The sequence below is a fragment of the Paenibacillus methanolicus genome (assembly GCF_008124765.1).
In the GTDB taxonomy this organism is placed as follows: Bacteria; Bacillota; Bacilli; order Paenibacillales; family Paenibacillaceae; genus Paenibacillus_Z; species Paenibacillus_Z methanolicus.
This window is the reverse complement of the sequence record NZ_VNHS01000007.1, coordinates 403,326-422,779: the sequence shown is the minus strand read 5'-3', so window position 1 is coordinate 422,779 and position 19,454 is coordinate 403,326. Positions and strand designations below refer to the sequence as shown.

General features: G+C 57.8%; 13 protein-coding genes. 3 read left to right on the top strand and 10 right to left on the bottom strand.

Annotation, left to right across the window (positions count from 1 at the left end):
* Nucleotides 1-121: 121 nt before the first annotated feature.
* Genes BCM02_RS20160 through BCM02_RS20145 form a run of 4 tightly spaced genes read right to left on the bottom strand, consistent with a single transcriptional unit; the run spans nucleotide 122 to nucleotide 5,720 of the window.
* Nucleotides 122-2,104: a beta-galactosidase gene (locus BCM02_RS20160; RefSeq protein WP_148930909.1), complete on the bottom strand. Its 1,983-nt coding sequence runs from the start codon at nucleotides 2,102-2,104 to the stop codon at nucleotides 122-124.
* 2 nt (nucleotides 2,105-2,106) lie between these two features.
* Nucleotides 2,107-3,789, bottom strand: a complete 1,683-nt coding sequence (locus BCM02_RS20155; RefSeq protein ID WP_148930908.1) for a type 2 periplasmic-binding domain-containing protein — start codon at nucleotides 3,787-3,789, stop codon at nucleotides 2,107-2,109.
* A gap of 50 nt (nucleotides 3,790-3,839) precedes the next feature.
* Nucleotides 3,840-4,709, bottom strand: coding sequence for a carbohydrate ABC transporter permease (locus BCM02_RS20150; RefSeq protein WP_148930907.1), 870 nt, complete (start codon nucleotides 4,707-4,709; stop codon nucleotides 3,840-3,842).
* Nucleotides 4,710-4,724: 15 nt separating this feature from the next.
* Entirely contained in the window at nucleotides 4,725-5,720 is a 996-nt protein-coding gene (locus BCM02_RS20145; RefSeq protein ID WP_246183471.1) for an ABC transporter permease, read from the bottom strand.
* Nucleotides 5,721-5,916: 196 nt separating this feature from the next.
* On the opposite strand from BCM02_RS20145, the gene BCM02_RS20140 reads away from it, so the two are divergent.
* Together BCM02_RS20140 and BCM02_RS20135 are read left to right on the top strand one after the other, a co-directional pair.
* On the top strand, nucleotides 5,917-7,644 hold the full coding sequence (locus BCM02_RS20140; protein ID WP_148930906.1) for a sensor histidine kinase: 1,728 nt from the start codon (nucleotides 5,917-5,919) through the stop codon (nucleotides 7,642-7,644).
* Nucleotides 7,622-8,986, top strand: coding sequence for a response regulator (locus BCM02_RS20135; protein ID WP_187434323.1), 1,365 nt, complete (start codon nucleotides 7,622-7,624; stop codon nucleotides 8,984-8,986). Before BCM02_RS20140 ends, BCM02_RS20135 begins: the two co-directional genes overlap by 23 nt.
* A gap of 67 nt (nucleotides 8,987-9,053) precedes the next feature.
* Here the strand turns inward: BCM02_RS20135 and BCM02_RS20130 are convergent, their stop codons facing one another.
* Entirely contained in the window at nucleotides 9,054-9,917 is an 864-nt protein-coding gene (locus BCM02_RS20130) for an alpha/beta hydrolase (protein ID WP_187434322.1), read from the bottom strand.
* Nucleotides 9,918-10,040: 123 nt separating this feature from the next.
* Between BCM02_RS20130 and BCM02_RS20125 the strand changes: the two genes are divergently transcribed.
* Entirely contained in the window at nucleotides 10,041-10,883 is an 843-nt protein-coding gene (locus BCM02_RS20125; protein WP_148930903.1) for a hypothetical protein, read from the top strand.
* 59 nt (nucleotides 10,884-10,942) lie between these two features.
* On the opposite strand, the gene BCM02_RS20120 is transcribed toward BCM02_RS20125, so the two are convergent.
* The 5 genes from BCM02_RS20120 to BCM02_RS20100 all read right to left on the bottom strand — a co-directional run bounded on the left by BCM02_RS20120 (nucleotide 10,943) and on the right by BCM02_RS20100 (nucleotide 18,526).
* Complete coding sequence (locus tag BCM02_RS20120; protein WP_148930902.1) at nucleotides 10,943-12,016, bottom strand: glycoside hydrolase family 88/105 protein; 1,074 nt, start codon at nucleotides 12,014-12,016, stop codon at nucleotides 10,943-10,945.
* A gap of 57 nt (nucleotides 12,017-12,073) precedes the next feature.
* Complete coding sequence (locus tag BCM02_RS20115; RefSeq protein ID WP_148930901.1) at nucleotides 12,074-13,750, bottom strand: type 2 periplasmic-binding domain-containing protein; 1,677 nt, start codon at nucleotides 13,748-13,750, stop codon at nucleotides 12,074-12,076.
* 39 nt (nucleotides 13,751-13,789) lie between these two features.
* Complete coding sequence (locus BCM02_RS20110) at nucleotides 13,790-14,689, bottom strand: carbohydrate ABC transporter permease (RefSeq protein ID WP_148930900.1); 900 nt, start codon at nucleotides 14,687-14,689, stop codon at nucleotides 13,790-13,792.
* A gap of 15 nt (nucleotides 14,690-14,704) precedes the next feature.
* Entirely contained in the window at nucleotides 14,705-15,670 is a 966-nt protein-coding gene (locus BCM02_RS20105) for an ABC transporter permease (protein ID WP_148930899.1), read from the bottom strand.
* A 555-nt stretch (nucleotides 15,671-16,225) separates the two neighbouring features.
* Nucleotides 16,226-18,526: a helix-turn-helix domain-containing protein gene (locus BCM02_RS20100; protein WP_148930898.1), complete on the bottom strand. Its 2,301-nt coding sequence runs from the start codon at nucleotides 18,524-18,526 to the stop codon at nucleotides 16,226-16,228.
* Between the last annotated feature and the right edge of the window lie 928 nt (nucleotides 18,527-19,454).

Below are 19,454 nucleotides of genomic sequence, written 5' to 3'. Positions count from 1 at the left end.
ATTGCACGCGTAAGAAATGGAGGTAAAGATGCGAAATAAGAGAAGCCTCGCCGATCATCGCGAAGAGACCATGAGCGCTATCCTGCGATAGCGGCTAATGGTCCCCCTCTTGCATCACCGGCTAGAACCCCGTCTTCGGGATTTCCTTCGGACAATCCCGGAACGGCTCGATGAGCCCGGTACGCACGCCGTACATGTCCCGATGCGTCTGCCGCATCGCCGCGGCGAACGGCGGATAGGGCATCATGCAGACGTCCACGGCGCCAATCTGATAGTTCTCTCCGTCGAAGCGCCCTAGCACCGGCTGATCATTCAGCTGGAAATAATGAACCCCGATAAGCTCCGGCAGGGAAGCGGCCGACTCCACGTAATAGCGGTAAGCCTCGCCCCGCTCCCGCTGCGTGGCTACGGCGCGGATGCCGTAAGCCAACAGGCCGCCGTCCGCCGCGCCGAAGTGAAATTCGCCGATCATGACCGGTTTATTCAGCTTGCGGCTAATCCACTGGATATGCTCGCGGTCCGGTTCGAACGCGTAGCAGTTGAGCGAGAACACGTCGAATGCTTCGCAGCCCTCCAGAATCGATTCATCGCTCACCCAGGCGTACCGCATGCCAAGATTCAGATGATGAGGCAGCGTCTGCTTGCAATACGCAGCCGGAATTTCGACGTAACGCCGGATGAGCTTTCGGTTAAAGTCGTCCACATCCCGCTTGCATGCGGGGCTATCGGTCAATTCGGCAAGCTCCGGCTCGAGTAGATCCTCGAACCGCGCGAACTTCGTCCGCCAAGCCGCGTTCAATTGCCAGATATCGCCGTACTTCGCCCGCACGTCTTCGAGGAATACGGTTTTGCTCCGAAGCCGAAGCGGCGACCTTAGCATATGCGCGGTCAGATTCAAGCTGTCGACGAACGCCCAATGCGGCTCGTTCCGCATGAAATACCCGATCAGCCGGCGGTCATCTTGGAACGAATGAAGCTGCTCGGCGAACCGCTTCGCATGAACCTCATATTCGGGATCGAAGACGTCGGGGAAATCCCGAAAAATCGTCTGCGCGGTCGTTGGAAAGTCATACATCGGCCATACATAAGGCAGACTGGATTGCGCGATGAACGCCGGCGATGACCAGTTGCCGATCGTATTGATTCCCCACGCCTTCATTCGCTGTTCCGTTCGGCCGAACCATTCCTGCCACCATTCCGAGCCATAGAGCGCAATCAGGTTCGCCGCGGCAAAGTTGAACTCTCCCCGCTGCCACGCCTCCGCGAATTCGCCGTCCGCCTCCGGCAGTGCCGGCAGCAGATGCTCCATGCCCGCCACGCGCGTCCCGCCGCCCGGGTGAATACAATCCATGCCGGCGCTGAACAGCGCATAGCCGTCCGGATCGACGAACCACCACCGCTCGCCATCGTGCTCCGTTCGGAAATACCCGGTCGCGTCGAAGCGCAGCCGCGTCCAGCCCCCGTAGGCGTTCCAATCGGCGAAGTCCGACATCGCGGGCGTAAGCTCCGCCGCTTCTGCTTGCCATGCGGCGCGAAGCTCCTTCGGGCCCTTTATTCGGCCGTCCCATTGCCTGCCTATCAATTGACCAAGCTCATCCACATATGGCGCTGCTTCATAATCGAACTGCGGTTCGGTCTCGCTTAACGCCAAATTTGCGATCAGCACCGTCCTTGCCGTCGTCGAAGGGATCGTCGAGATGCGGAAGGCGCGGATCGTCTCCCGATCCACGAAGGCATCCCCCCTCAGTACGGACTGCATCACGCCGGGATACCGGGGCAGGAATAACCGATCCCCGTTCAACGCTTGCAGCGGCAGGCAAATCGTCGTTCTCACATGCGGAAGCAAGCCGTAATGAATGGCAATCGAGCGGCCGAGCGCATCCTCGAAGGCGAAGACGAGCACGAGCACGTCGTGCGACTCGTGGTAGGCTTCCGCGGTTACAAAGGCATGTTCGCGCCACGCTTGCGGAGAGAGGCGCTCGCCATCGACGAACAGCCCTCCTCCCTCGGCCGGCGTCGTCAGCCGGAATTGATTCGCGCCGACCGGACCCAGCGCCACGTTCGGATCGCCGCGCAGCCAAGCCGATGAGATGTGCAGCGTCATCGCTACTTCATCCCCATCTGGCTCATGACGTCGACTTCGCTGGCGTTCTTATACCACGCGTTCACTTCTTCGGCGATCTGCGTGCCGCCTTTGTCGTGCCATTGCTTCACGAAGTCGTCGAACGCTTCGAGCGGTTCCTTGCCGTAAATGATTTTGGTGTACGTTTCCTTCTCCATCGTCGTCAGCTGCGCCCAGGAAGACTGCATCGTCTTCGTCGGCGGACCGTTGAATGCGTTCGGCAGCAGAACGTCGCTGTTCTCATACGAAATGACATAGCCTTCTTTCATCGTCTGATCCGCCGCATTCGCTCTCATCAGCACGCCCGTCGTCGGCTCGGCGCCTTGGGCCAGCTCGTAGAACGATTTCCCCGTGCCATCGACGCTCGGCGAGTTTTTGGTGAACGACATTTTGCCTACGCCCTGCACGACATCCAGCGGTTTGTTGAATTTCGTGGAGTCGAACGTCACTTCGTCGTTCACGATATCGTAGTCGTAGCCTTGCGCGTAGCCGTACTTGAAGTCGCCGGTACCGAACGCGGCGTCGTACAACTTGTCGTAGTAGAGGAAGAACGCTCCCATGTTGGTGAAGTCCTTGTTGAACATGAAGACGCCGTCGTTCAGCTGGCCGGATTGATACGTTTTATCCCCGCTTATGCCGCTAATCGTCGGGTAGATTTTAATTGTGGCGCCCTGCACGTTCTTCTCGACGTCCTTCACGCTGCCGTACAGCCAAGGGCGGCCGATAATAATGCCGGCTTTCCCCTGCGTGAAGTCTGCCAAGGCATCCCAGGCGCCTTGGGTGGCGAGCTCTTTGTTGAGGTAGCCTTTGGCATACCAGTCCCGAAGCTTCGCCAAGGCGTCCTTCATGCCCGGCTTCACCGAGCCGTACGCGAGCTTGCCGTCCTCGTTCAGCCACTGCCCCGGCAGACTTTTGCCCGCGAAGGCGCTGAAGATCATGACCGAATCGCTCACCCAGCCCGTGTTGTACGAATCCTTGCCGGAGAAATCGAAGCCGTACGTATCCGGCTTGCCGTTGCCGTCCGGATCGTCGTTCGTGAAGGCCGCGATCACCTGCTCGAATTCCTCGATGTTCGTCGGCGCCTTCAACTTCAACTTATCCAGCCAATCCTGGCGGATCAGCATGACCTGGCCTTCGGTCAAATTCGGAGAGATCGCCATCCCGTATACTTTGCCGTCTTTAATAACGGGATTGAAGGTGCCGGGATATTGCTTGTAGATGTCCTTGAGCCGATCCGGCATGAATGTCTTAACATCCTCCGTGATATCCTTCACGAGCCCGGACTGGATCAAATCGCTCGCCAATGCCGTATCGTACACCGGCAGCACGTCCGGAAGTTTCTCCGATCCGGTCAGCGCGAGGCGAAGCTTCGTATTGTAGCTGCCGGCGTCGCCGCCCAGCAGGGTCGTCTCGATCTTAATGCCGAGCTTATCCTCGCCCCATCGCGTCAACACATTATCGTTCAAGCTTTCGCCGTTGATGTATTTGCCGGCGTTCTCGTCTAATTGCTTGGCGATCGTGATCGTGATCGGAGGATCGTATTTGCCGTCTTTCAACGTGCCCTCCGAAGCGGAGGAGCCCGTATCTTTGCTGACCAGATTGCATCCGGACAGCACGCCGGCCATCAGAATCGCGGAGGAAAGCAGAACACCCGTCTTTTTAAGCATCGACCTGTCTCCTTTAAGTTCATATGTTGTCGAAATGAGAAGCGCCGTCTTTATTCTTTCACGGCCCCCATCACGATTCCCTTCACGAAATACTTCTGCAAGAACGGATACACGAGAATAATCGGCAAGGTGCTGATGAAGATCTGCGCGGCCTTGATGCTCTGCTCGGACAATGCCTCCGCCTCCGATTGGCTAAGCGCCATGCTCTGCGCGGAGCTCTGGACGACGACCGTCTGCATGAACGAGGCGAGCGGATAGTTCGTCGTATTCGACATGTACAAGATGCCGTCGAACCAGGAATTCCAATGCCCGACCATAATGAACAAGCCGACCGTGGCCAGTCCCGGCAGCGACAGCGGCAGGTAGATCCGCCACAGAATCGCGAAGAAGGAAGCCCCGTCGATGAACGCCGCCTCTTCCAGCGCCTTCGGAATCGTCTTGAAGAAGTTCATGATGAGGATGAGGTTATACGCGCCGAACGCCCCCGGCAGCACGAGCGACCAGATCGTATCCTTGAATCCCAGATTGGTGATGAGGATATAGGACGGAATGAGGCCGCCGGAGAACAGCATCGTGAAGATGAACACCCACATGAGCGCGTTCCGGCCCCGGAACTCCTTGGACAGCGCATAGCCCGACGTCGTGATGACGAACATGCTGATGAGCGTCCCGAGCGCCGTTCGGACGGCGGAAATCTGCATGGAGCGCACGAAGTTGGCGTTCTGGAACGTTTTCACGTAAGCATCGACGTTGAATTCCACCGGCCAGAACGACACCAGATTCCCGTTAATCGCGGACTTGCTGCTGAACGACTGCGCGAGCAAATGGAGCAGCGGCAAGAAACAGGATAACGCGACGAGAATGAGGAGGAGATGGTTGAACAGCGAGAAGACTTGATATCCTTTGGACTTATGGTACACGCCCGGCCCTCCTTTCTAGAAAATCCTGTAGTTGGCGACCTTGTACGCGATCCGGTAGGCGATGACGATCAAGATGAGACTGATGCCCGACTTGAACAAGCCGACGGCCGTGCCGAATCCATACTGTCCGTTCAGCAGCGAGGACCGATACACATACGTATCGATAATATCGCCGGTACTATAGACGAGCGGGTTGTACAAGTTGAAGATTTGGTCGAACCCCGCATCCAATATATTGCCGAGGCTTAAGGTCGAGATGACGATTATCATCGGCATCATGCTCGGCAGCGTCACGTGTACGATTTGCTGGCGCCGCGTGGCCCCGTCGATCTCCGCCGCTTCATAGTAAGAGGGATCGATGCCCGTAATGACGGCCAGATACACGATCATCCCGAAGCCGAAGTTCTTCCATAGATCGCTGATGATGATCGTGGGGCGGAACAGCTCCGGGTCCCCGAGGAAAAAGATCGGTTCGATGCCGAACGCGCCGAGCATGTGGTTCACGCCCCCGTCGAGGCCGAGCACGTCGATCATGATCCCGGCAATCGTCACCCAGGAGAGGAAGTGCGGCAAATACACGAGCGTCTGAATGCTCTTCTTGATCCCCATATGGCGGATTTCGCTCAATAGAATCGCCATGACGACCGGGACGATAATGCCCGCGACGATTTTGATCACCGCGATAATAAGGGTGTTCATGATCGCCTGCATCGACTCTTCGTACTCGAATATTCGCGCGAAATTGTCCAACCCGATCCAAGAGGAGCCGGTGATGCCAAGCCATGGCTTGTAATCCTGGAAGGCCATCACCAGCCCGCCCATCGGGCCGTAGGAGAAGATCAGCACGCATGCGAGCGCCGGCAAGCACAACAGATATAACGGCCAATTTTTTCGGATTTCCTTGTTCCAAGGCGTTTTTTTGCCTCTCTCGACGACCGGTTTTGCTTGGACCCGCCTCGTCCGCCGCTTGGTTAGTTCAGCTATCGTCGTTACCCCCTTTGACATCTTCATCTGGTTTTGCCGTGATTCCAATGCTAACAAAAGCGCTTTCATTCCGAAATGTCACAATCTTAACATCATAGCCACAGCGTCAATCGATGCGGCGAATCATGCAGGATCTGGAAGTTCACCTCCTTCCTATTTGGTAACGAATCGCTTATGATAGGCATTAAATCAAGGGCAGTCTCGGCTGAAGGGGAAGAAACGCATGTTCCAAAAAGTCAACATGAAGCGGTTCATTTACTTTTTCGTCTTTTTCCTATTGCTTACGCTCGCGTTGTTCTACGTGCTGGAGCGGTTGGGCGCGGAGGCGATCCAGGACAGTCTTATCAACTCCTCCGAGAATCAAATCAACTACACGGAAGGCATGCTGAGCGGCGTCATCTCGGAGGCGACCATGCTGGGCATCCAATATACGGCTGACAAAACCGTCGAGTATTATCAAGCCCAGAAGCGATCCCTGAGCGCCTATGATTCGCAAATGCAGAAGAATCAGATCTTGGACCGCATCACCGACACGTTGCTGTCGAACCAATCGGTCGATTCCATCGGGATCTACTGGAAGAGCGAGCATGAATTCATTACGAGCAGCCACGATCCCCTAGCCAGAGCTCCTTTTGAAAGCGTAACCAAACGAGGCTGGAAGCTGGTGGACGGCAGCCTGTATTACTTCTCGCTCTATCCCTATATCAAAACCGATCAGCCCGCCCAATCGCAGTACATCGTCGGCGTGAAGCTCAACATGGACGCGTTGTCCGGCCTGCTCGATAAGGCGTTCCAGGGCAGCGATACGCATGCGTTTTGGCTCATTCAGCAGAAAATGATGATCGGCAATCAGCCCGTCGACCAGCAGCTGGCCGATGCCGCGAAGCGCACGGTCACGCCGAACTCGGAAGCGATACTGAAGTTTAATTACGAGTCCCGCGAAGGCCGTTATTATGTCTTGTCCAAATATATCGAACCGCTGGACGGCTATCTCGTGACGTATACCCGGACGAATCCGTTCTTCGATCCGCTTAACCGCAATCATCAGGTGTTCTATGGCAGCATTCTCGTCATTCTCGTCATCGGTCTGTTCGTCATTCTCATGTTCTACCGCCACTTCTATCGCAACGTCCATCTGCTCGATCGGAAATTCGTTCAAGTCGAGCAAGGCCATTATACGACGCGCATCACCGAGAATCCGGACAATGAATTTATCCGCCTGTTCAAAAGCTTCAATCACATGGTGTCCAAAATCCAAGCGTTATTCGAATCGTTGCGGATCGAGACCGAGCTTCGCCGCCATGCCGAGCTGAAGCAGCTGCAAGCCCAGATCAACCCGCATTTCCTATACAATAGTCTCTTCTTCATCATGTCGATGGCCCGGACGTCGCCCGAAGCCGTCACGCAGATGAGCAAACATCTGGCGGAATATTACCGGTACTTGACCAAGACGACGTCGGAAGCGGTTACGCTCGGTTCGGAGCTAGAACTCGCCGATCATTACCTGTCCATCATGTCGCTGAGCAAGGAAATCGACTACGACATCAACGTATCGCCCGGGCTTGCCGATCAGCGCATCATGCCGCTCATCCTTCAGCCGATCGTGGAGAACGCGATTCAACACGGGATCGAAGAGCGTCATGGCGCCTACCGGGTCGCCATCGAAGTCACGGCCGATTCGTCCGGCACGCGCATCGCGGTCTCCGATGACGGCAAGGGCCTGTCGCCCGACGAGCTGAAGCGGCTCAAGCAGCAGGTCGAACGAGAGCAGGCACCGGAGGAAGCCGGCGGGGTCGGATTATGGAATATTCATCGCCGTCTTAAGAATAGCTACGGAGAGACGAGCGGTTTGCAATTCGCCGTGAACGAGTGGGGCGGACTGACGGTAACCTTGACGATTGATTTCTCGCGGAATGGAGGAGGCGCGCATGCGGCTTTTGATCGTGGATGACGGCCATTATATCGTGGAATATGTGAAGCATTTGGTCGACTGGGGCAAGATGGGCTTCGACGAGGTGGCGACGACGACCAATTCGATCCATGCCAAGCAGCTCTTGAGCGAAGGCCGGGTCGATATTCTCCTGACCGATATTCGCATGCCCGAAGTATCCGGCATCGACTTGCTCCAGCATGTCAAGGATCGCCGCCTCGACACCCAGGTCGTATTCCTGACCGGCTATTCCGATTTCGAATACACGCGTACTGCTATTCGCCTTGGCGCCGCAGACTACCTGCTGAAGCCCGTGGACAAAGAGGACATGGAGAAGACGATGAAGAGCGTCCTGGATAAAATCCCGCGACGGCCGGCCTCGGCCGACATCGATTGGGAGAAGTTCGACGGCCTCGGCTGCTTGCTCTCCCTCCTCTGCGGACAACGGCAGTTCGCCCGGGACTACAGCGGCTATCAAGAGGCGCTGCGCGAAGAACCGTTCCGCTTCTTCGAAGCACCGGGCATGACGGAGAAGGAGGAGATGCTCCTCCGCGACCAGTGCGGTCATCCGAGCCGCTTCATCTGGACTGCGGCCGGGATGGCGGCCGGGCTTATTCCAGCCTCCCGCGCGGCCGGGCTGCCCGGCAGCATCCCCGCCATCCGATTGTCCGATGCGTTCACGATTCAGCAGACTCATATGGTCCGCCTCCTGTTCTATCAATTCTTTCTGCGGGAGCAGATCGGGACGGACGACTTCGAGCTGCTGCAGGGCGTCGAGGGTTTCCCGAACTTGGAGCCCGGCGAGTGGGAGTGCTCGAAGAAGAAGCTCCTCAAGCGATTCGCCTCGTTCCGCTCGCGCAAGCATAAAGCGATGTTTCTGCTCGAAACGATCCATTTTCTCTATTCGACCGCGAGCAAGCTGCCGCCCGCCGAGGTCAAGGACTGGATGTTCAATCAGCTCCAAGATCCGGTTGAAGCGATCAAGACGATTATGCAGCGGGTCGACGCCCTCGAGAGATGCAGCCGCGTCTCGAATGACGCCATTATCCGAACCGTGCGGCAGTTCATCGCCGATCATCTAAGCGAGGGCTTAAGCTTGGAGGATTTGGGGCGGATCGCGCACCTTCATCCCGTCTATCTATCGAAGCTGTACAAACAGGAGACGGGCGAGAATCTATCCGCGTACATCGCGGCCAAACGGCTGGAGAAAGGAGCTCAGCTGCTGCTTGATTCGAGTTTGCACGTGGTCGACATTTCGCTGATGGTCGGGTACAAAAAGCCGCAGTACTTCATTAAGCTGTTCAAGGACGAATACGGCATGACGCCCAGCCACTACCGTCGGAAGGAAATCGGGAAGGAATAGAATGGAAGCCCAAAGAGGCATGCGACTCGTCATTGAATCGCATGCCTCTTCGCCGTTCATGCTCTCGTCAGGACTCGAAATGCCGCGCCAAGAACCGCAGCGCGAGGCCAAGCCACTGGGCCGCGTCCGCGTTCAGCTGCTCGTTCTTCCCCGTCACCTTCGTCGCGAGACTTAGGCCGTGTCCGCCCGTCTCGAACACGTGCAGCTCGTACGGCACGCCGTGGTTCTCGAGCGCAAGCGCCAGCTTAAGCGAATTGCCCGCCGGGATGAGTCCGTCCCCGGCCGTATGCCAGAGGAACGTCGGCGGCACGTTCGGGCTGACGTGGTGGATCGGATTCGCTTCCGCAATCGTCTCCTCCGTGAAGTTCTCGCCCAGCATCGCCGTGTCGATCTTCCGCATCAACGCCTTGAAGTTGTCGTCCGCGCCGCGAAGGGCGATCTCGTTCGTATGGGCGACGTCCAGCCACGGATACCCGAGTATCAGGGCGTTGGGTCGCAGCATCGCAGGCTCGGCGCCGAGCTTCTCGCTCAGGAATGCGTCCTGCCAGCGAACCGCGAGCGAAGCCGCCAAGTGACCGCCGGCCGAGAAGCCGCAAATCGCGATTTTATCGGGGTCGATGCCCCACTCCGCCGCGTTCTCCCGGACGGTCTGCATCATGCGGGCCGCATCGTATACGGGGTTCGGATAGGCCGGATCCCCGTTCGCCGTCGTCGTGTAGCGCAGCACGAACGCGTTGTAGCCCGCGGCGAGGAACGTCATCGCGATCGGCTCCGCCTCCCGGTCCGACGTGTACTTATAGCCGCCGCCCGGGCAGACGATGACGGCGGGACGCTTCCGCTCCGCCTCGATCTCGCCCGAGTTGTCCAACAAGTATTTCACATAATACGTTTCGCTGCCCGATTCCCACAGCCTGCTTTGTTCGACGCGCACGGGGATGACCTCCTTCAGGTTTGGCACTTTCGGTAATTCGATGAAAAAGTCCGTCTTAGCCATTTTAACGCGAAATGATTTGGGCAACAATGGAATTTATCCAAGCACGGGAAGGAACCGACTATGTCCAGCAATGCCTATTGGTACATCGGCTTAAGCATCGTCAGCCTCGTCGTGTTAACCATCGTGCTGGTGCGGGCCAAGGCGGTCCGCGCCGTGTTCTTCGTCCTCATCATGACGCAGATGGCGTACTTGATCGAGACGGTCATCTATATATTTGGCAACAGCTACTTCTATCGCCCGGGTTTTCTGAAAGACAGCGCCTACTATGACAGCAATATGGGCGCGCTCGCCTCCAACATGCTCGTGATACCGACAGCTGCGCTCCTTATCGCCGTCTATCGCCTGCAATGGAGGGGGATCTTGGTCGCTATCGCGCTGATCGGGGCGATCGAGTGGCTATGGGTGAAGCTTGAGCTTTACACGTTATATTGGTGGCGAATTGAATATACGGCGATCGGGCTGACGATGTACTTCCCGTTCGCGCGAATCGTCTACGAGCGCCTCCGTCGTCCGGCTGCCGGGTTGCTCCATTCGGCGCTCCTCTTCCTGTGCGTCGCGCCGATTCTAGGCACGCTGCACATCGTGCCGATCATGCTGTTCATGAACCGCGGCTACGATCCGGGCTGGTACGGCGATCCCGCGCACGATACGACGGCCTTCTCGGCCATCTATTACGTGGTGATGAGCCTGGTTATCGTGACGGCGACGAAAATGCGGCGAGGCGCTGCCTGGGTGAAGGCGCTCGCCATCGCGCTGATTATTTTCGGGGTCACGAGGCTTCTATTAGCGACGGACCTACTTCGCATCTATGCGTGGTGGGACCCTTGGTACTATTGCTTGTTCCCGCCAGTTGTCTACTTGCTGTTAAAGCCGATTAGCGCTCGCTTGGCGAGAGGCGGCTGAACTATTTGGCTGCAGGCAAAAGACGCGTGCTCCCCGATGGAAGCAAGCGTCTGAACCCTTTATTTCGAAAGTTCCTGTTCTTTGGCCTGCTCGTTAGCCTGGGCTTTCGTCGTTGACTCCAGCACGGCCGTCAGCAGCGAGAGGGCGAGCCCTTGACCCCAGCCTTGCGCCCATTTGCGGTCGATCGCGAGATAGCCGGCAATATCGTTCATGACGGCAGTGCCGCCGGATACGTTCCGAACTCGTCCGTTGTCCGCGATATTCGCAATCACGCCTTCCAGCGACTTCTGCACGTATTTGGCGTGCAGCGGGTTGTGCTGCATGACCATGGCGGCGGCGATACCCGCCGTCGCCGACAATTCCCCGTAAGCTTCCGGATAGTCAAGCACGGTGCCCCAGAGGCCGTCTGCCTTCTGCAATTTCTTGATCGCGGCCAGTTGATCGCGCAGGGAGCTCCAGATATGCATCATCGGCGGATACAAGTATGCTTCCGGCAGGATTCTGGCTGCGCGGGACATCGTATAGGCCGCCCACGCGTTGGCGCGGGCCCAGTAGATGCCGGACATGTGATCCTTGTTGATGTTGTTGTAGCCGTGATACCACAGCCCGCTGTCCTCGTCCTGCAAATAGTTGATATGCCAGAAGAACTGGTGCAGCGCGTCGTCGATCAGCCGCTTCTCGCCCTGCATGATGCCCACGCGCAGCAGGAAGTAGGCAGCCATGAACAGCGTGTCCGCCCAGCATTGCTCCGGAAAATCGTTCTTCGCGGACACCGTATGCTGGAGCACCCGGTCGCCGAAACGAAGCGCCTTGTTCTCCAAATAGTCCACCTTGCTCATAATCAGATCGAGGTAGCGCTGCTCCCCGGTTTGCTCGTACAAGGTGATCAGCATATGCCCCATCGCGCACGTGTTTACCGTCCAGACCGGTAGACCGGCCTCCATGTACTCGTCGACCCATGCCGCCATCCGCTCCAAATACGCCTGCTCGCCCGTAACCTCGAATGCGCGGCTGACGCCGTAGTAGGCGACGCCGCCCGGCCAATCCCACGTCAGGTCCATGCCGAAGGTGTATTCGACCACGCGGTCGATCGTCTGCTTCAGCTCGGATGAATCAATCGAAATTTTCACGATGATGTACCTCCTTGGTTTAAAGCCCCAGCTGGGGGCTGGGGCTTTGGGAATATGCCTCTAGTTAAACTTACCCGCGTCGATCGCGGCTTGCTTCTCGTCGAGAATTTCTTGGTAGCCTGCCTCGAGGTACGCCTTCTTCGCCGCCTCGTACGTCGCGGCGAACTCTTCCGGCTTCGCGAGGACGCACTTCACGTACAACTCTTGGAACAGCGCGTTCAGGTCCGCCTTGTACTCGTTCACCTTCTCCAGCACGACGCTGAACAGCGCGTCCGGCGTGCGGAACTCGGCGTATTGATCATAATACTTCAACAGATCCGTCGCCAGGTACTCATAGCCCGGAGGCGCCCATTGACGGATATAGGCCTTGCGCGTCACGGCAGGATCGGAATACTCGACCATCTCGGTAACGAGCGCCCAGTAGTCTTTGTTGTTGTTCTGGGACAGGACGGATTCGCCCTTGAAATCCGCGTTCTTGACCGCGATGCCGTCGGCGTCCTTCGTGTAGTTCTGGCCTTCGACGCCGTTCTGCAAGAAGAACAGGTTCTCCGGCTGACTCATCCACTCCAGGTACATCCAGACCGCGGCGCGCTCTTGCTCGGTCGACTCGTAGTTGATGCCCATGATGAAGCCGAACGGCCAGTACGCGCGCGCCTGCGGCTTCTTGCCTTCCGGCACGCCCGCCGCCGCGTCCAGCACGGCGAATTCCGCGCCGGGATTGTTCGCGAGCGTCGCGGTCAGCACGTCGGTGTTGCTCGCGAGGTAGAAGCCGAAGGAGCCCGTTTTGCCTGCGACGAACTCGGCTTTGATTTTCGGCTCGTCGTCGCGCAGGTAGAATTCCTTGTCGATGAGGCCTTTGTTATACAGGTCGTTCAGATTGCGCAGGTAGCTCTCCGACGCCGCCGTCGTCAGATCGGCCACGCCCAGATCGGAATAGAGCGCGCGTTCCTTCGGATCGACCGGCCAGTCGCGGAAGGCGTAGCTGTAGATGTAGTTGTTCTTCACCAGGGACATGGCGCCGACGCCAAGTCCGGCTTCCTTCCACTTGGCCAGCATTTCGTTGTATTTCTCGAGGGACGTAATGTCCTCCACCTTCATGCCAACCTTCTCCACCCAGTCCTTGCGGATGATGTTCACGAAGTTGTCCGCGGCCGGGCGCTTGGCGAAGAAGAACGCGTTCTTGCCGTCGACCTTGCCGTATTGCTCGATCGTGGCGCTCATGTTCTTCCAGTAGGTTGGGGCGTAGTTCGCAATCTCGGCGTGATCCAACTCCTGCATAACGTCCTCGCTGTAATAAGCAAGCGCTTGCGGCATGTCGTAGTGGAAAATGATGTCCGGCGCCTTATGGGAGGCGAGCAGCTGCTGGTAGTCTTTCACTTCGCTGCTGCGCGTGATCGGCACGAATTTGACGTTGACGTTGTATTTGTCGCCGAATTCCTTCTGAATCCAGCGGGTGTAGAAGTTGTCGGTGACGTTCCAGCCTTCGAAAGCCCGCTCGTAGACCGGAATGTCGAGGTTCACCTTCTCGGGGAAGCCCTTCGAATAATCGGCGTACTTGCCGCCTTCGGCCGCGGCATTATTGGTCTTCGTGCCCGTGTTGGCCGCGGCCGGCGCCGGATCGTTCGCCTTGTTGTTGCCGCCTTCGGAATTGCCGCCCCCGTTGTTCGAACAAGCGGCCAGCATGCCCCCGGCCATCACGACCGACATCAGCACGGATGCGAATTTCTTTGCTCTCATCGCCTTATCCCCCATCGATTCTTAGTTTGACTTGCCGGGTTACTCCTTGATCGCGCCCAGCATGACGCCTTGGACGAAGTACTTCTGAATGAACGGATAAATGCACAGGATCGGCACCGTCGCGAAGACGACGCACGACGCCTTCAACACCTCGGGATTGCTCAGCGACACCTGCGTCGCCTCCAGCTGGAAGCTCTCGCTCGCCTGGATGACGAGGTAATACAGCTTCAGCTGCAGCGGTCGCAGATCGACGTTCTGCTTAATGTAGAACAGCGCGTCCATATAGGCGTTCCACCGCCCGACCGCGAAGAACAGCGCGAGCGTCGCCATGATCGGCTTGGAGAGCGGCAGGACGACGCTCCACAGAATGCGGAAGTGGCCGGCGCCGTCGATCCGCGCGGATTCTTCCAAGCTGACCGGAATGCTGTTGGTCAGCGCGCTTTTCATAATGAGCAGGTTGAACGAGCTGAACGCGAGCGGCAGGATGAGCGACCATATCGTATCCAGCATGCCGAGGTTGTTGATCAGCATGTACTCGGGTATGATCCCGCCGCTGAAGAAGAGCGGGAACGTGAAGATGATGGTCAGCGTCACGCGTCCCTTGAGCTGTTTGCGGGACAACGGGTAAGCCGCGCAGATCGTCAGAATCATGCCGAGCAGGGTGAACAGCGCGGTGACGACGACCGACACGTAGAACGAGCGCAGAATGCTCGCGTCGGCGAAAATTTTGCCGTACGCCTCGGTCGTGAAGCCGGCCGGCCACAGGAACACCTTGTTGGCGATGACGTAAGCGTCCTCGCTGAACGACTTGGAAACAACGTGCACGAACGGCAGCAGACAGGCTAGCGAAGCGATGATCAGAGTGAGGCGGATCAGCACATCCCATATGTCGAAGCGCCGTCTGCGAGACGCGATTAACGCGCCGCCGGTTGCTTTCATGGTAACGCCTCCTCTCTAGATCAATCCGTCTTCGCCAAGCTTCTTGGCGATTCGGTCGGCGAGCAGCACGAGCGCAAGTCCGATGACCGCCTGGAACAGCCCGAGCGCCGTCGCGCGGCTGAAGTTGCCGCTCTCGATGCCCCACCGGTAGACGAGTACCGGAATGGTCGTGGTGTATTCCGTCGTGGCCTTGTTCTGCAGCGCGAACACCCGCTCGAACGACCCGTCCATCACCTTGCCGAGGTTCATGATGAGCAGCGTCACGATGGTGAAGCGGATGGACGGGATCGTGACGTTCCACATTTTGCGCCACCGCCCGGCGCCGTCGACGGTCGCCGCTTCATACAGATCCGGGTTGACGCCGCTGATCGAAGCCAAGTAGATGATCGTGCCCCAGCCCATGCTGTACCAGACGCCGATCGCCAAATAGCTGATCAGCCAGTTGGTATCGTCCTGCAGGAACGGGATGCGCGTGCCGCCCAATGCCTCGATCGCGTTGTTCACCATGCCGCTGCCCTCGCCGAGCAGCTGGTAGGCGACCGCGCCGATGATGATCCACGATAGAAAGTGCGGCAGATACAGCAGCGTCTGATTGACGCGCTTGAACCGGATGCTCTTGACCTCGTTGAGCAGCAGCGCGAGCACGATCGGCATCGTGAAGCTGAAGATCAAATCCAGGACGTTCAGCAGCAGCGTGTTGCGGACCGCCTTGGCGAAATCGGGCTTGGCGAAAATATCCCGAAACACTTCGAAGCCGACCCATTCGCTGCCCCAGAATCCTTTGGCGATCTTGTATTCCTTAAAGGCGAGGACAAGACCGGTCATCGGCGCGTATTTGAACACGAGCACGAACGACAGCGGCAGCAGCAGGAGCAAATACAGCTGCCAGTCCCGCCGGAAATAATGCAGGATCCCCTTGGATTCTCTTTTGGATGGTTTTAAAGCGGTTTCAAAATTCGCTGAAGCGCTTTCAACTTTCACGGATTCACCTCCCCCATGTCGTGCGTCTTATCGTCGCCGCCGAGCCAACGGGATCGGCGGGTCATGTTTGCATCATAGCCGCTCCGTTTCGCCGCCGACAATCGTGAGGTTTGATTCCCCGCGTCATTTTTGATCGCGGAGGCGTCATTTGGCGCATTGGCAAGGCTTACATAATCATTTTTGATGTCCCAGAATCAAATGTGAAGCGCTGCTTCCTCCCCCTTCCCCCTCCGCTGAGGGGAACCAGAGGACTTCGCCCAGCTTATGCTTCCGAAGTGAGTTTTCCGCTGGAAAACTTCAGGACTCCCTTTTCGTGCTGCCTCAATTGTTCGCGGTTGGCCGGGTTGCTTCGAGCTAGCACGCTCTTGTCCTGACGGACAAAGCTTCATGCGTCGGTGCCCTTCTCCTTCCCTGTCCGCCACCGGGTGACAGAGCGCGGGGAGCGTCGGGGTAGAACTTAAGCATGCCAACGAGAAGGGCGGCGCATGTAATGGAATGAAGAACGCCGTCCCTCGAGGGCCCGTACGGACCGGATGGACGGCGCAAGCGGCATGCTTATAGGTGCTCTTCCAATCCGCCGGCGGGCGGCATGGCGGCGGCGCCGCGCAGCGCCTTGAAGCCGCTCGGCGGGATGCCCTCGAATTTGCGGAAGAAGCGGTTGAAGCTTTGGACGTTGCTGTAGCCGACCTCCGCCGCGATCTGCGTCATGCTGAGATTCGTCTCCAGAAGCAGCTGCTTCGCGCGTTCGATCCGCAGCGCATTCACGTAATCGATCAAGCTTTTGCCCATCACCTCGTACGCGATCTTGCGCATGTAAGAGTAGCTGATGCCAATTTTCTTCGCCATGTCCTCGTACACGATCTCTTCGCGGAAGTGCGTCTCCAAATAGCGGATGATCCGCTCGCCGTAGTTGGCTTCGCCGGAGCTTCGCGCCAGATATTGCGTAATGTCGCGGAAAAATCCGCGCAAATAGTCCTCCAGCTCGTCTAGCGTGTCGATCGACGCGATGGCGGAGTAAACGTTGCCCCGCCCCGCGAATATGCGCGACGTGCTGATGTTGTTCTCCCGCAGATGCTTGATCGTCACGCCGACCAGCTGGTTGTAGATGAACAAAATATTGTCGTAGGAGATGTATTCGGCCGATTCGATCTCGACGCGGACGTTCGCCAGCTCGTCCTCGATGCTGCCCAAGTCGCCTTTATCCAGGAAATTGACGATGCGCCGCTCGCTGTTCGTCGGATACATGTACTTCTTGCCCCGGTCGGCTTGCTGTCCCCAATAGGTGATCCCCCCGCCGCCCGCGATCATGCGATGCTTGATGACCTCCATCGCCTCGACGACCAGGTCGGACAACCGGACGCTGTCCTCGGCTTGGCTGCTGACGCCGATCGTCACGGTATGGCCGAGCAGTTCCGCGGCCGAATCCCGAATCGCGGCGAGCGCGTCGCCGATGCCGGCCGAGACCGCCTCCGGATCTTCCTCGCCGTAATTGAGCACGATGACGAAGCAGCCGCCCCCCTGGTAAACGCATCGCGCTCCGACCGTGTCCGGGAACAAACCGTCGCATTGCGAGATGAGCACGTACCGGTGGTAATTGCGCGTCTCCGGGTTGGCGTGGCTCACGTACCGCCGGTAGCGGTCGATGGAGACGACCGCCACGCGGAAACAGGACGCCGGGAACAGCTCGGCGATCTGCTTGGTCAAGTCTCCCCGCAGCAGATTGTGGATCGCCAGGCTGCGGGTATCCTGCTCCCGCTCCTTCAGCAGTTGATAGAGACCTTCTTCCTCCTCCTGCATCCGCTTGAATGCCGCGTCCAGGAAGAGCAGCTCGTTCTTGTTCGCGACGCCGAGATGGCCGCGGTCGCGCATCGCGCGCACGAGCTGCCGCACCGGCTTGGACAGCCACGTCGCGAGCAGGACGGTCAGCACCGCGCCGGCGAAAATAATGACGATCGTCAGCCCGATCAAGCCGCGCTGCAGCGTGCGGGCCTTCGTCATGAGCTCGTCCGTCGAGTACAGGTTCACGTTCCACCAGCCGAGCAGCTCCGATTTGGACCACGTGTAGATGAGCCGCTCGCCGTCCGTCTCCCGGAACGCATAGCCTTCCTTCGATCCCGCGTCCAATATCTCCCGAATGAACGGCTGGTCCCGGCCATCCGTCAGCAGCAGGTTCTTGTCGCTATGCGAGATGATCGTGCCATCCGCTTCGAGCAGGAAGTAACCGTGCTTGCCCGGCTCGGTCGAACGGAGGTAGTCGCTGATCCGGCCCTCCTGCAAATTCACGACGATCGTCCCGCGCGTCGTGGTCGACAATCGGTTCAGCGGCATCACGTACGTGACGACATTGACGCCCGACGCCAGCTTGCGCGGCACCCACACGCCGCTGATTCCCCTTCTGCCTTCCAAGGCCTTCGCCATCCAATCGAGCGGCTCGTAGCGGTCCAGCCGCGTAATGCCTTTATCCGTCGAGACGACGTAATCCGAATCGCTCAGATAGAACATGGACGAATAGACGCCGTCTACGCGGTGGTTCAAGTTCTGCAGCTCGGACAGCACGACCAGCGTGCTGCTGACGTTGCCGTAGTTGGCGTTCGCCTCCGCGAACGTCTCGAAGCCGCGAATCCGGTCGAATACTTTGCTCGTGGCCAGACGCACGACGTCCTGGGCCATATTGCCCAGCGCGTTCTCGTTCAACCGGCGGTTCGCGTTCAGTCCCGCGAGCGACGATTCGGCGATGGCGCTCTCCGAATGCTGCACGATCCGCGCGCTGCTGTACCACGTCAGGATGGCCATCGGAATAGCCATGACGCAGAACAAAATAAGCGTGAGCTGCAGCATCATCGGAAACCGTTTCATGAAACCTCTCCTCTCTTCTCTTGGCTTAGCAGCCGGAACAAATAGACCCCACTCCATAAGATAGCGCTTACATTTTAGTATGTATAAATCGTGCCTCTTTGCCTCCGCCTTGCAGCCGTCGGACGGAAGCTCCCCGCAGATGGATGCGGCGGACGGACAAACGCGCGAGGCGAACGCGGATTGCCGTCGTCGTTTGTCGAAAAATGGATTAACAGATAGCGAAATCCAATAACATTATAATAAATCAGCTCGAGGAATTAGGGAAGGAGAAGTTTGGGAATATAAGGGCTTCGCCCTTCAAAACCCACCTTTCACCCTCGCCCCTTCCCCCTCCGCCGCAATGCTGTCAGGTTAAGAGGGCTCCGCCCTTTTGACCCGACTTTTGTTGCTCCCTCCTCCCACCTCCTCCGCCGAGGAGGCTCCAAAGGACTTTGCCCTCTGGACTCCCTATTTCGTGCTGGCATGTTTGTTCGCGGTCGGAGGGTTGGCTTGAGCGGGGCACGCTTTTGTCCTTTGGACAAAGCTTCAGCAGGTTTTGAAGTCCTCCTAAGACTTAAGCCTATCAACTAACGGCCCTAGTTGGTTCATCCGACGTTTTTCCTTAACCTGACAGCATTGCCCTCCGCCGAGGGGAACCAAGGGCCCCGGCCCTCTGGACTCCCGGATAGGGCGTGACTCGTGACGCGGCCGGCGTTGATGTGTCCTTCGAGGTACGCTCGCTTTGTCCAGATGTCTGAACCGGAGCTGTTCATTTGGACAAGGCTCTTGTTTTAACCTCTTACGAAACGTTGTGCCTTGGGTGGTGACTCCCTTTTTCATGCTCTTCATCTACGCTCTGCTGACCCTCGCTTTCGTCCGCTTCCGCAGACACGCTTTACGTTATTATCCAAATAATGAACGGTTGCATATTTTTTCAAACTATAAACAG

What these genes read in the sequence shown, in the direction of transcription:
- BCM02_RS20135 (WP_187434323.1), top strand. Translation starts at nt 7,622, where the DNA reads ATGCGGCTTTTGATCGTGGATGACGGCCATTATATCGTGGAATATGTG.
- BCM02_RS20140 (WP_148930906.1), top strand. Translation starts at nt 5,917, where the DNA reads ATGTTCCAAAAAGTCAACATGAAGCGGTTCATTTACTTTTTCGTCTTT.
- BCM02_RS20155 (WP_148930908.1), bottom strand. Translation starts at nt 3,789, where the DNA reads ATGCTTAAAAAGACGGGTGTTCTGCTTTCCTCCGCGATTCTGATGGCC.
- BCM02_RS20100 (WP_148930898.1), bottom strand. Translation starts at nt 18,526, where the DNA reads ATGAAACGGTTTCCGATGATGCTGCAGCTCACGCTTATTTTGTTCTGC.
- BCM02_RS20115 (WP_148930901.1), bottom strand. Translation starts at nt 13,750, where the DNA reads ATGAGAGCAAAGAAATTCGCATCCGTGCTGATGTCGGTCGTGATGGCC.
- BCM02_RS20160 (WP_148930909.1), bottom strand. Translation starts at nt 2,104, where the DNA reads ATGACGCTGCACATCTCATCGGCTTGGCTGCGCGGCGATCCGAACGTG.
- BCM02_RS20145 (WP_246183471.1), bottom strand. Translation starts at nt 5,720, where the DNA reads ATGAAGATGTCAAAGGGGGTAACGACGATAGCTGAACTAACCAAGCGG.
- BCM02_RS20110 (WP_148930900.1), bottom strand. Translation starts at nt 14,689, where the DNA reads ATGAAAGCAACCGGCGGCGCGTTAATCGCGTCTCGCAGACGGCGCTTC.
- BCM02_RS20125 (WP_148930903.1), top strand. Translation starts at nt 10,041, where the DNA reads ATGTCCAGCAATGCCTATTGGTACATCGGCTTAAGCATCGTCAGCCTC.